The organism is Azoarcus sp. TTM-91 (genome assembly GCF_012911025.1).
Taxonomy (GTDB): domain Bacteria; phylum Pseudomonadota; class Gammaproteobacteria; order Burkholderiales; family Rhodocyclaceae; genus Azoarcus.
This window is the reverse complement of the sequence record NZ_WUEI01000061.1, coordinates 16,526-27,936: the sequence shown is the minus strand read 5'-3', so window position 1 is coordinate 27,936 and position 11,411 is coordinate 16,526. Positions and strand designations below refer to the sequence as shown.

Annotated in this window: 12 protein-coding genes; 10 read left to right on the top strand and 2 right to left on the bottom strand. The window is 69.9% G+C overall.

The genetic code is table 11. The annotated features are described in order from the left end of the window. Positions 1-5 precede the first annotated feature (5 nt). Positions 6-1,640: a PAS domain-containing methyl-accepting chemotaxis protein gene (locus GRF61_RS15810; protein ID WP_169151592.1), complete on the bottom strand. Its 1,635-nt coding sequence runs from the start codon at positions 1,638-1,640 to the stop codon at positions 6-8. Positions 1,641-2,120: 480 nt separating this feature from the next. On the opposite strand from GRF61_RS15810, the gene ccmA reads away from it, so the two are divergent. The 9 genes from ccmA (at position 2,121) to ccmI (ending at position 9,348) form a co-directional block, all read left to right on the top strand. Continuing rightward, positions 2,121-2,747 carry a cytochrome c biogenesis heme-transporting ATPase CcmA gene (ccmA, locus tag GRF61_RS15805; RefSeq protein ID WP_169151591.1) on the top strand — a complete coding sequence of 209 codons (627 nt, stop codon included), beginning with the start codon at positions 2,121-2,123 and terminating at the stop codon, positions 2,745-2,747. Further along, positions 2,741-3,409 carry a heme exporter protein CcmB gene (gene ccmB / locus GRF61_RS15800; RefSeq protein ID WP_133594374.1) on the top strand — a complete coding sequence of 223 codons (669 nt, stop codon included), beginning with the start codon at positions 2,741-2,743 and terminating at the stop codon, positions 3,407-3,409. The genes ccmA and ccmB overlap by 7 nt, the downstream gene beginning before the upstream one ends. A 61-nt stretch (positions 3,410-3,470) precedes the next feature. After that, positions 3,471-4,253: a heme ABC transporter permease CcmC gene (gene ccmC / locus GRF61_RS15795; RefSeq protein WP_169151590.1), complete on the top strand. Its 783-nt coding sequence runs from the start codon at positions 3,471-3,473 to the stop codon at positions 4,251-4,253. Next, entirely contained in the window at positions 4,253-4,447 is a 195-nt protein-coding gene (ccmD, locus tag GRF61_RS15790; protein ID WP_133594376.1) for a heme exporter protein CcmD, read from the top strand. The genes ccmC and ccmD overlap by 1 nt, the downstream gene beginning before the upstream one ends. A 22-nt stretch (positions 4,448-4,469) precedes the next feature. Continuing rightward, on the top strand, positions 4,470-4,916 hold the full coding sequence (gene ccmE, locus GRF61_RS15785; RefSeq protein ID WP_169151589.1) for a cytochrome c maturation protein CcmE: 447 nt from the start codon (positions 4,470-4,472) through the stop codon (positions 4,914-4,916). 87 nt (positions 4,917-5,003) lie between these two features. Next, positions 5,004-6,974, top strand: coding sequence for a heme lyase CcmF/NrfE family subunit (locus GRF61_RS15780; protein WP_169151588.1), 1,971 nt, complete (start codon positions 5,004-5,006; stop codon positions 6,972-6,974). A 13-nt stretch (positions 6,975-6,987) separates the two neighbouring features. Further along, a complete protein-coding gene (locus tag GRF61_RS15775) occupies positions 6,988-7,581 on the top strand; it encodes a DsbE family thiol:disulfide interchange protein (protein WP_133594379.1) in 594 nt (197 codons plus the stop codon). Between the two features lie 46 nt (positions 7,582-7,627). Then, positions 7,628-8,092 carry a cytochrome c-type biogenesis protein gene (locus tag GRF61_RS15770; protein ID WP_282447231.1) on the top strand — a complete coding sequence of 155 codons (465 nt, stop codon included), beginning with the start codon at positions 7,628-7,630 and terminating at the stop codon, positions 8,090-8,092. After that, on the top strand, positions 8,089-9,348 hold the full coding sequence (gene ccmI, locus GRF61_RS15765) for a c-type cytochrome biogenesis protein CcmI (RefSeq protein WP_348982412.1): 1,260 nt from the start codon (positions 8,089-8,091) through the stop codon (positions 9,346-9,348). The genes GRF61_RS15770 and ccmI overlap by 4 nt, the downstream gene beginning before the upstream one ends. 338 nt (positions 9,349-9,686) lie before the next feature. Here ccmI and GRF61_RS15760 read toward each other — a convergent pair whose 3' ends face one another. Further along, the gene (locus GRF61_RS15760) at positions 9,687-10,469 is read right to left on the bottom strand and encodes a helix-turn-helix transcriptional regulator (protein ID WP_169151586.1); all 783 of its coding nucleotides are present in this window, start codon (positions 10,467-10,469) and stop codon (positions 9,687-9,689) included. Positions 10,470-10,593: 124 nt separating this feature from the next. Here GRF61_RS15760 and GRF61_RS15755 point away from each other — a divergent pair, with 124 nt between their 5' ends. Beyond that, positions 10,594-11,367, top strand: a complete 774-nt coding sequence (locus tag GRF61_RS15755; RefSeq protein ID WP_169151585.1) for a class I SAM-dependent methyltransferase — start codon at positions 10,594-10,596, stop codon at positions 11,365-11,367. Positions 11,368-11,411: the final 44 nt, after the last annotated feature.

Here is an 11,411-nt window from a genome sequence, read left to right as displayed (position 1 = left end):
CCGCCTCACACCGCATACTGCCCCACCGCCTTGCGCATGCGGTCCACCACCATGTCCAGCTGGCGCACCATCTCCTCGGCGTCGCCGACCACCGCCACGTTCTGTTCGGTCATCGCCGCCACTTCCTCGATGTGGCGTGCCAGTTCGTCCATCGCGCCCTGCTGCTCGGCGGAGGCGCGGGTGATGCCGGTGACGCGCTCCATGGTGCGCACCATCTCGTCGTTGATCCGGTGCAGCGAATCCTCCGCCGCGCTGACGCGCTGCACGCCCTCGCCGACCTGGGCGGCGCCCTCGCGCATCGCGCCCACCGCCTGGCGGGTTTCGCTGCGCACGTTCTCTATCATCTCGCCGATCTCGCGGGTGGCCTGGCCGGTGCGCTCGGCCAGCTTGCGTACTTCGTCCGCCACCACCGCGAAGCCGCGGCCCTGCTCGCCGGCGCGCGCGGCCTCGATGGCGGCGTTGAGCGCCAGCAGATTGGTCTGCTCGGCAATTTCGCGGATCACGCCGGTGACGCGGCCAATCTCGTCCGAACGCTTGCCCAGCGATTCCAGCTGTTCCGCCGAGGCGCGCACGCGGTCGGCCAGGGACTGGATGTTGGCGCTGGCGTCGCGGGTGATGCGGGCGCCTTCGTCCGACACCCGGCTGGTTTCCTCCGCCACGCTGCGGGTGGAGTCGGCATGGGTGGCAACCTCGGCAATGGCGCTGCCCACCACTTCGATGGCCGCGCCGGCCGAGGTGGCGGCGACACGCTGGGTCTGCGCGGCGCTGCGCACCTCGCGCACGCCGGTGCCGACGCGGTTGGTTGCGCCTTCCACCTGCTGGGCGACTTCCGACATGCCCTGCAGCGTGGCCTGCAGCGAGGACACCACCTTGTCCGCCCGGCGCGAGATGGCACCGATCACGTCGCGCCGGTCCAGGCCGTGGCGGCTGCGCAGGTCGCCGGTGCACAGCACGTCGTCCAGCCAGTCGGCGGTGGCGCCGAGGTCGCGGTTGAGACGAGGGCCGTAGACCAGCAGGAAATAGAGCGCGTACAGCAGCGCCACGGCGCCCAGCGCGCCGGCGGCCGTCGCCGGCAGGCCGCCGGCGCCGCTGTGGCTGGCGAGCAGCACCAGCGCCGGCAGCAGGGCGGCCAGGCCGATGTAGTTGGTCTGCGCCCGCACCGAACACAGCCGCGCCAGCCATTCCGGACGCCTGCGCACGACCCGGCCGTGCCACACCATCAGGCAGCGGTCGCCCGCCCGCAGACGCTTGTAGGCCGCGTCCGCCGCCTCGATCTCGGCCCGCGAGGGCTTGCCGCGGATCGACTGGTAGCCCACCACCTTGCCGTTCTCCCGCACCGGCGAGGCATTCGCCACCACCCAGTAGTAGCCGCCATCCTTGCGCCGGTTCTTCACCAGGCCGCGCCAGGGCCGCCCGGCCTTGAGGTCGTTCCACATGTCGGCGAAGGCTTCGGCCGGCATGTCCGGGTGGCGGACCATGTTGTGCGGCCGCCCTATCATTTCTTCCCGGGTATAGGCGCTGATGCGGGCGAAGGCGTCGTTCGCCTCTAGGATGTTGCCCTTGAGATCGGTGAGCGAGTAGATGAACTCTCCGTCCGGGATCACGGTTTCCATTGTGCTCACAGCGGCGGCGGTAGGCATGGCGATGGCTCCGGGGCTGGGCGCGGCGGGGGCGTTGCGCGCGGCGACCGATGGGAACGATGGGCCCGTCGCGGCCTGGGGATCAGCAGTCGGACGGTGGGGGGATTCGGGACGGAAAACTTCGAGGAATTTGTCCGAAGTCCAGGAAACATACGTCATTTGACCATTTCCGGATAAGGCTTTTTCTTACGACCAAAGTACTGGATTTGACGTCGCACGGATTATTCCGATTGCCTAGCCTGGAGGTCCGCCGCGCGCCGCTGGCAAGGACGGTCAGGCAAAAAACGTGCGAGAAGAAGGAGATGGGCGCGGATCGGGCTGCTCCGGGCCGGAGCAGACATGAGGCGACGCTGGTTTTCGCCGTACTTGCACCGCTTTTCCCGGAGGAAGGTGACAAGAGAGCATGCCCTTGTAAGGTTTCCTTCATATTGCACAGGAAGTAGGTGCCGATGCCCGGCCGCTGTGGTTCAATCCGTCCCCATGCTTGAAGTCGAAGATCTAGCCTGCCTGAAGGGAGACCGCCTGCTGTTCCGCGAATTGGCGTTCGCCGTGGCGCCGCAGGAAATGCTGCGTATCGCCGGTCCCAACGGCGCGGGCAAGACCAGCCTGCTGCGTTTGCTCACCGGCCTGTCGCTGCCGGAGGCGGGCGAGGTGCGCTGGCAGGGGCAGCCGATACGGCGCGTCCGCGAGGCTTTCCACCGTGCCCTGTGCTACCTCGGCCATTCCCCGGCGCTCAACGACATGCTGACGCCGCTGGAAAACCTGCGCTTCGCCTGCGAGGCGGGCGGCGATCAGGTCTCGGTGCAGGATTGCGAGCAGGCGCTGGCGCGCATCGGCCTGGCGAACCAGCTGGACCTGCCTGCGAGGGTGCTGTCCCAGGGCCAGCGGCGGCGGGTTGGCCTGGCGCGGCTCTTCCTTGCTGCCAGACGACCGCTGTGGGTGCTGGACGAGCCTTTCACCGCGCTGGACGTCAACGCGGTGGCGGAACTGGCGCAGACCCTGTCGGCCCATTGCGCCGGCGGCGGCACAGTGCTGCTCACCACCCACCAGGACGCGCCCTTCGCTGTTCCGCCGCGCGTGCTGGACCTGGGGGACTGGGCATGCTGAACACCTTCGTCGCGGTGTTGCGCCGCGATCTGTTGCTGGCCTGGCGCGGCCGGGCGGACGTGCTGGTGACGCTGGCCTTCTTCGTCATCGTCGTCTGCCTCTTCCCCTTCGGCGTGGGCGCGGAGCCCAACCAGCTGCGGGCCATCGCGCCCGGCGTATTGTGGGTGGCGGTGCTGCTGTCCTGCCTGTTGTCCATGCACCGGCTGTTTGCCCAGGACCATGCCGATGGAACCCTGGAGCAGCTTCTTCTGTCTAGTGAGCCGGCCGTCGTCTGGGTTGGCGCCAAGGTGCTCGCCTTCTGGCTGAGCACCGGCCTGCCGGTAGTGGTGGTGGCGCCGGGGCTTGCCCTGCTGCTTGACCTTGAGCAAGGAGCCCTGCCGGTGTTGGTAGTAAGTTTGCTGCTCGGCACGCCCATTCTCGCCCTGCTGGGCGCAGTTGGAGCGGCGCTGACGCTGGGTGTGCGCGGCGGTGGCATGCTGCTGGCGCTGCTGGTGTTGCCCCTGTTCGTGCCGGTGCTGATCTTTGGCGCCGGCGCGGTGGAGGCGGAGTTGTCCGGAACCGGGGCGGTGGCGCACCTGCTGCTGCTCGGCGGCGGATGCGCCGGTGCGCTGGCGCTCGCCCCCTGGGCATGTGCCGCCTCTTTGCGTATATCGATGGAATGAACAGAACAACCTTCCCTTCCTGCGGCGCTGCCGCAGCCTCCGGCGCCGGAGCCTGTACGCGATGATTGCCGCAGAGCGCGCGCCGCGTGCGTCCCTGTTCCGTTTCGCCGCGCCCCAGGCTTTCTATCCTCTGGCCGGCCGGCTTGCTCCCTGGTTCGCCGCCGCTGCACTGCTGCTGACGCTGGCCGGCATGTGGCTGGGTTTCTTCGTCGCGCCGACCGACGCCACCCAGGGCGAGGTCTACCGGGTCATCTTCATCCATGTGCCGGCGGCCTGGATGTCCATGTTCATCTACCTGGTGATGGCCTTCTGGTCGGCGGTGGGGCTGGTCATGAACACCCGCCTGTCCTTCGTCATGAGCCAGGCCCTGGCGCCTACCGGGGCGATGTTCTGTTTCGTCGCGCTGTGGACCGGCGCGCTGTGGGGCCGTCCGACCTGGGGCGCCTACTGGGTGTGGGATGCCCGCCTGACCTCCCAACTCTTGCTGCTCTTCCTTTACCTCGGCTTCATCGCCCTGACCCGCGCCATCGAGGATCCCCGCCGTGCCGATCGCGCCGGCGCGATGATTGCGCTGGTGGGCGCGGTGAACGTGCCCATCATCTATTTCTCGGTGAAGTGGTGGAACACCCTGCACCAGGGCGCTTCGGTGAGCCTGACCAAGGCGCCGTCGATGGCCTCGACCATGCTCGCCGGCATGCTGGTGATGGCCTTCGCCGCCTGGGCCTACACGCTGGCGGTGACGCTGTGGCGGGTGCGGCCGATGATCCTGGAGCGCGAGCGCCATACCGAATGGGTGGGCGCGGTGCTGGAGGCCGAGGGCGCCAAGGCCGGAGGAGGGCGCTGATGCAGTGGGATTCGCTGTCCGCTTTCTGGGACATGGGTGGTGCGGCGGCCTTCGTCTGGGGCAGCTATGGCGTCACCTTCGCGCTGGTGGCGCTGGAGTTCTTCCTGGTGCGCCGCCGCCGGCTGGACACGGTGCGCCGGTTGTTGCGCTGGCGCCGTGCCGTCGGCAAGGAAAAGAAGGAGCGCGCCGCCTGAGCCGGCGCGATGGAGACGCAAGATGAAAGCCCGTAGCAAACGCCTGATCCTGGTCGGTACCGGGGTCGTCCTGTTCGGCGCCGCAGTGGCGCTGGTCCTTTCCGCCTTCCAGCAGAACCTGGTGTTCTTCCACACGCCCACCGAGGTGGTCGAGGGCAAGGCGCCGCTGGGCAAGACTTTCCGCATCGGCGGCATGGTGGAGCAAGGCTCAATCCGCCGCGACGCCGACGGCATCACCGTGCGCTTCGCCATCACCGACACCGCCAAGGTGATCCCGGTGAGCTACCAGGGCTCGCTGCCCGACCTGTTCAAGGAAGGCAAGGGCGCGGTGGTGCAGGGCAGCCTGGGGCCGGATGGTTTGTTCCGCGCCTCCGAGGTGCTGGCCAAGCACGACGAGAACTACATGCCGCCGGAAGCGGCGCACGCGGTGGCCGAGGCGCACAAGGCAGCGGCTACGCTGAAGCAGTAAGCCCGCACATTCTTTCCTGAAACCCCAGCAGGACCGGCATTCCCCTTCCGCCACCCAGGCGGGAGCGCTGGTCCGGAGTCTCCCGCAATGATTCCCGAACTCGGCCATTTCGCCCTCGTCCTCGCCCTCGTCATCGCGCTGGTGCAGGCGGTGGTGCCCCTGCTCGGCGCGCATCGGAACCGCCTGGCGCTGATGGCGGTGGGCCGGCCGGCAGCGCTGGGCCAGTTCCTGTTCACCGGCTTCTCCTTCGCCTGTCTGACCTGGGCCTTCGTGGTCAACGACTTCTCGGTCGAGTACGTGGCGATGCACTCCAACACCGCGACGCCGCTGATCTACCGCATCACCGCGGTGTGGGGCAGTCACGAAGGCTCGCTGCTGCTGTGGGCGCTGACGCTGTCGCTTTGGACGGTGGCGGTGGCGGTGTTCTCCCGCAACCTGCCGGAAGCCTTCGTCGCCCGCGTGCTGGGCACGCTGGGCTGGATCGCGGTGGGCTTCCTCGCCTTCATGCTGGTCACCTCCAACCCCTTCACCCGGCTGATTCCGGGCGCGGCCGAGGGGCGTGACCTCAATCCGCTGCTGCAGGACCCGGGCATGATCATCCACCCGCCGCTGCTCTACATGGGCTACGTCGGCTTCTCGGTGGCCTTCGCCTTCGCCATCGCCGCGCTGCTCACCGGCCGGCTGGATGCCGCCTGGGCGCGCTGGTCGCGGCCCTGGACTACCGCCGCCTGGGTGTTCCTCACCGCCGGCATCGCGCTCGGTTCCGGCTGGGCCTATTACGAGCTGGGCTGGGGCGGCTGGTGGTTCTGGGACCCGGTGGAGAACGCCTCCTTCATGCCCTGGCTGCTGGGTACCGCGCTGATCCACTCGCTGGCGGTCACCGAGAAGCGCGGCGCCTTCCGCAGCTGGACGGTGTTGCTGGCGATCGGCGCCTTTTCGCTGTCGCTGCTGGGCACCTTCCTGGTCCGCTCCGGTGTGCTCACCAGCGTGCACGCCTTCGCCACCGACCCGCGCCGCGGCCTCTTCATCCTCGCCTTCCTGGTGGCGGTGATCGGTGTGTCGCTGCTGCTCTACGCCTGGCGCGCGCCCAAGCTGGCCGGCGGCGGCAGCTTCGCCTTCGTGTCGCGGGATACCGCGCTGCTGGGCAACAACGTGCTGCTGTCGGTGGTGTCGGCCTCGGTGCTGCTGGGCACGCTGTATCCGCTGTTCCTGGATGCGCTGGGCCTGGGCAAGCTGTCGGTCGGCCCGCCGTACTTCGAGGCGGTGTTCGTGCCGCTGATGACGCCGGTGGTGGTGCTGATGATGTTCGGCCCCTTCCTGCGCTGGAAGGGCGACGAGCTGATGCCGGCGCTGCGCCGGGTGGCGCCCGCCTTCGTCGCCAGCATCCTGATCGGCCTGGGCACCGCTTTCGCCGTCGGCCATGTGAGCTGGCGCACCGTGCTCGGCCTGGCGCTGGCCGCCTGGGTGGTGCTGGCCAGCCTGCAGCTGCTGGCGACGCGCCTCAGGGAGCGCGCCGGCGCCTCCGCCGCCTCGCGGCTGGCGACCATCCCCGCCGCCTGGTGGGGCATGTGGCTGGCGCACCTGGGCGTGGGCATCTTCATCATCGGCGTCACCATGGTCGGCAGCCTGGAAAACAACCTGGACGTGAAGATGAAGGAAGGCGAGCGGGTGGAGTTCTCCGGCTACACCCTGCTGTTCCGCGGCGTGCAGGATGCGCCCGGCCCCAACTTCGCCGCCGCGCGTGCCAACCTGGAACTGTTCCGCGGCGATGTGGACATCGGCACGCTGCAGCCGGAAAAGCGCATCTACCTGGCGCAGCAGATGCCGATGACCGAAGCCGCCCTGGACGTCGGCCTGTTCCGCGACGTCTACGTCTCGCTGGGCGAGCAGCTGGAGGACGGCAGCTGGATCGTCAGCCTCCACTACAAGCCCTTCATCAGCTGGATCTGGGCCGGCTGCGTGCTGATGGCCCTGGGCGGCATCCTGGCCGCGGCCGACCGCCGCTATCGCCGCCTGGCCGAGCGCCGGCTGCCCGCCGCCGCGGTGCAGGCGGCCTGAGGAAATCATCGTCATGAAAGCCAAGTTTCTCGTTCCCCTGGCGTTGTTCCTGGTGCTGGTCGGCTTCCTCGCCTTCGGCCTGCGGCTGGACCCGCGCGAAGTGCCCTCGCCGCTGATCGACAAGCCGGCGCCCGCCTTCAGCCTCGCCCGCCTGGACGACAACAGCCAGCGCTTCGGCCTGGAGGAAATGCGCGGCCAGGTATGGCTGCTCAACGTCTGGGCTTCCTGGTGTGTGGCCTGCCGGCAGGAGCACCCGGTGCTGGTCGATCTCGCCCGCCGCCAGGTGGTGCCGGTGGTCGGCCTCAACTACAAGGAAGTGCGCGGCGACGGCGCCATCGACGCCCGCCGCCTGGCGCCCGAGCAGGAGCTGGCGATGGCGGTGGAGCGGGCGCGCGGCTGGCTCTCCGCCCACGGCGATCCCTACAAGCTGTCGGTGCTGGACCTGGATGGCCGCGTCGGCATCGACTTCGGCGTCTATGGCGTGCCCGAAACCTTCCTGATCGACCAGCGCGGCAGCGTGCGCTACAAGCACATCGGCCCGATCACGCCGGAGTCGCTGGAAAAAGTGCTGCTGCCCAAGATCGAGGAGCTGAAGCGTGCCGGCTGATCGTTTCCTGCGGGCGCTGCGTGGCGCCGCCTTCATCGGGGGCTGTCTGCTCGTCGCCGCTGCCTTTGCCGCGGATGCGCCCACCGCCAAGCCGCTGGTCGCCGACCCGGCGCTGGAAGCGCGGGTGCTGGACCTCTCCCACAAGCTGCGTTGCCTGGTGTGTCAGAACCAGTCCATCGCCGAATCCCACGCGCCGCTGGCGGTGGATCTGCGTGACCAGGTGCGCGAGCAACTCGCTGCCGGCCGCAGCGAGAACGAGGTGGTGGATTACCTCGTCGCCCGTTATGGCGATTTCGTGCTCTACGCGCCGCCCTTCAAGGCCACCACGCTGCTGCTGTGGCTGGGCCCCGCGGCGCTGCTGCTGGCCGGCGCCGGCTGGTTGGCGATACGCCTGCGCAGCCGCGAACGCGAAGCCGCAGTGACCCTGTCCGAAGCGGAGCACCGCCGCGCCCGCGAGCTGCTCGCCGGCAATGCCGCCGTACCGCCTTCCTCCAAGGAACCCCGTTCGTGAGCGCCGAATTGTCTACCCTGTTGCCCTTCATCGTCGGCGCCGCCGTTCTGGTCGGCGTTGCACTGCTGCTGCTGCTGCCGCCCCTGTTCCGCAGCGGCCGCAAGCAGGCCGCCGTTCCGGCGGATGCCGACGCCGGCCAGGCCGAAACCGCGCTGGTGGTGCTGCGCGAGCAACTCGCCGATCTCGAAGCCGAGCATGCAGCCGGCCGCATGGACGAAGCCACTTACCGCCGCAGCCGCGACGAGTTGGAGCGCCGTGCGCTGGACGAGGGCGAGGCCGGCGCCTCCACGCTGGTGGCCGCGCCATCGCGCTACTGGGCGGTGGTGGTGGCCATCGGCGTGCCGGTGATGGCCGCTGCGGTCTATCTCATCCTCGGCAACCCGGCCGGGCTGGACCCGCGCCAGATCGCCGGCGAACAGCAGTTCGATCCGCAGCAGATCGCCGGCATGGTGAACACCCTGGCCGAGCGCATGGAGAAGGAGCCGGACAACGTCGAGGGCTGGAGCATGCTGGCCCGCTCCTACGTGGTGCTGGAGGACTATGCCAAGGCCGCCGCCGCCTACGCCCATGTGGCCGAGCGGGTGAAGGACGATCCGGACCTGCTGGCCGACTGGGCGGACGTGGTCGCCGCCCGCGACCGCAGCGTCGCCGGCGAGGCGGAGCAGATCGCCAAGCGCGCGCTGGAGCTGGACCCCGGCCACCCGAAGTCGCGCCTGCTGGCCGGCACCGCCTCCTATCAGCGTGGCGACTATGCCGGCGCTTCGGCGCACTGGGAACGCATCCTCGCCACCGTGCCGCCGGGCGATCCGGTGATCGCCTCGCTGCTGGAAGGCATCAACGACGCCCGTGCCAAGGGCGGCCTGCCGCCGCTGTCGGCGCCTGCGGCTCCCGCCGCGCCGGCCGCTGCCGCCGGCCAGGGCGAGCTCAGCCTCTCCGGCCGCCTCGCGCTGGCGCCGGCGCTGGCCGACAAGGTGAAGGCGGATGACGTGGTCTTCGTCTTCGTCCGTGGCGAAGCCGGCGGCGCGCCGCTGGCGGCGCTGCGCTTCACCGCCGGCGAACTACCGCGCGACTTCAGTTTCTCCGGCGTGCCGCGCATGGCCGGCGACAGCCCGGTGCCGCCCAAGGTCACGCTGGCTGCCCGCGTCGCCAAGAGCGGCAATCCCAGCGGCGGCCCGGGCGACCTGGAAGGCCGCATGGCCGGCCTGGCGCCGGACACCACTGGCGTGGCGCTGGTGATCGACCAGATGCGAGAGTAGGGCTTGCCCCCGGTGCAATGAAGAAGAGGCTCCTGCGGGAGCCTCTTGCCGTTCAGGGGGCAGGCGCGGCCGCCGTGCCACGGTGCGCATGCCAAACGGCGGCGGGGCGCTCGCACTCCGGCGGGGGCCGTCATGAGCCCGCGTGCCGCCCCGGTGCTCGCTGGCTCCCGCGCCGCAATCGCAAGGCGGGCCAATAGCCGGCAAGGTGCGGCGCGTATCCTGCGCGCCTCGGCTCCGCCCCGGCGGGCTTTTCCAGCGGCCCTGCGCGCAGCCGGTTCCGATAGGGCCGCCCGGAGCTTGCACAAGGCCGCTGCCTGGATGCCGGGCCCGCCTGCGCCTCAGGCCGGCAGCAGCATCACCAGCAGCAGTTCCGGCGCGGTGGCCGGGGCCAGCGTGAGCTGGCGATAGCACAGCCGGCCGCGTCGTGGATGCAGGAAGGCGCGCAGCCCACCTTCCCGCTCTTCCACCTCCTGCGCTTCCCAGTAGCGCTGGAAGTCCGGGCTGACGGCCAGCAGTTCCTCCACCACCGCCATCGCCGCCGCGTTCTCCCGGTGGCGGCCGCTGTGGGCGCGGAACTCGGCCACCAGCCGGGCGGCGCGGTGCGGCCAGTCCGCCACCAGTTCGCGCAGCGCCGGCGACAGGAACATGCTGCGCAGCAGGTTGTGGCCGCCCGCCGCCGGCCTGTCCAGCCAGCCAACGAACAGGTCCGCCGCCGCACCATTGAAGGCCAGCGCATTCCACGCGGCATCCAGCACATAAGCCGGGCCGGCGATCAGCTGCACGCTGTCCAGCAGTTCTGGCGGCAGTTCGGCCACGGCCGGCGGTGAGGGATCGCGACGGCCCGCCAGATCGAACAGGTGGATGCGCTCCGCCCGTGACAGCTGGAGCGCATCGGCGATGCCGGCCAGCGCCCGTGGCGACAGTGACACTGCCCGCCCCTGTTCCAGCCAGGTGTACCAGGTGGGGCTAAGGCCGGCGAGCTGGGCGACTTCTTCGCGGCGCAGGCCGGGTGTGCGCCGCCGGCGCCCTTCCGGCAGGCCGGCCGCCGCCGGGCCGAGGCGTTCGCGGTGACGGCGCAGGAAGGCGCCGAGTTCGGTGGGGATGGCGCTGTCGGCAGTCATGTTCCGGAGCAAGGCAGTAGGCAAGCGGAGCGGTATTTATACCAGGATAAATTGCCATCTTGTACCCGGATAAATGGCGCCATACAGTGGCCTCGCCATTGTCGGCAGATATCCAGGAGCAGCCATGCAAGCCCATGAAACCCTCGTCAGCCAGCAGTTCGGCGCCACCGCCCGCGCCTATCTGGAAAGCGCGGTGCACGCCCGCGGCCAGGACCTGGAGCGGCTGGCGGCGCTGCTGGGCGCGCGTCCGCGTGGGCGGGTGCTGGACATCGGCTGTGGCGGCGGCCATGCCAGCTTTGCCGCCGCGCCGGTGGCGGAGGAGGTGTGGGCCACCGACCTGTCGGCGGACATGCTGGCGGTGGTTGCCGAGGCCGCCCACGAGCGCGGCTACGCCAACTTGCATACCCGGCAGGCGGCGGCCGATCTGCTGCCTTTCGCCGATGCCGGTTTCGACGCGGTGATCACCCGCATGAGCGCCCACCACTGGCGCGACGTGCCGGCCGCGCTGGCCGAGATCCGCCGGGTGCTGAAGCCCGACGGCGTGTTCCTGCTGATCGACATTGCCGGCGCCGAGGAGCCCCTGTGCGACACCTGGCTGCAGGGCATCGAATTGCTGCGCGATCCTTCCCATGTGCGCAATCACACGCCTTCAGCCTGGAGGGCGATGCTGGACGCCGCCGGTTTCGAGCGCGGCGATGCCTGGCTGTGGCGGCTGCCGATCGCCTTCGAGCCCTGGATCACCCGCATGCGCACGCCGCCGGTGGCGGTGGAGGCGATACGCCACCTGTGGTCGCTGGCGCCGGCGGAGGTGAAGCAGCGCCACGCGGTGGCGGCGGACTGCAGCTTCGAGCTGGATGCGCTGATGATGGTGGCGACGCCGGGGCTGCGGCTGGGGTGAGGCGGACGCGTGCGGCTTTTGGCGGCGAGGCAGGTGCGGGGGGA

Coding starts and splice junctions, on each gene's coding strand:
- ccmC (WP_169151590.1), top strand. CDS start 3,471: ATGATTGCCGCAGAGCGCGCGCCGCGTGCGTCCCTGTTCCGTTTCGCC.
- GRF61_RS15775 (WP_133594379.1), top strand. CDS start 6,988: ATGAAAGCCAAGTTTCTCGTTCCCCTGGCGTTGTTCCTGGTGCTGGTC.
- GRF61_RS15780 (WP_169151588.1), top strand. CDS start 5,004: ATGATTCCCGAACTCGGCCATTTCGCCCTCGTCCTCGCCCTCGTCATC.
- GRF61_RS15755 (WP_169151585.1), top strand. CDS start 10,594: ATGCAAGCCCATGAAACCCTCGTCAGCCAGCAGTTCGGCGCCACCGCC.
- GRF61_RS15810 (WP_169151592.1), bottom strand. CDS start 1,640: ATGCCTACCGCCGCCGCTGTGAGCACAATGGAAACCGTGATCCCGGAC.
- GRF61_RS15760 (WP_169151586.1), bottom strand. CDS start 10,469: ATGACTGCCGACAGCGCCATCCCCACCGAACTCGGCGCCTTCCTGCGC.
- ccmA (WP_169151591.1), top strand. CDS start 2,121: ATGCTTGAAGTCGAAGATCTAGCCTGCCTGAAGGGAGACCGCCTGCTG.
- ccmE (WP_169151589.1), top strand. CDS start 4,470: ATGAAAGCCCGTAGCAAACGCCTGATCCTGGTCGGTACCGGGGTCGTC.
- ccmD (WP_133594376.1), top strand. CDS start 4,253: ATGCAGTGGGATTCGCTGTCCGCTTTCTGGGACATGGGTGGTGCGGCG.
- ccmB (WP_133594374.1), top strand. CDS start 2,741: ATGCTGAACACCTTCGTCGCGGTGTTGCGCCGCGATCTGTTGCTGGCC.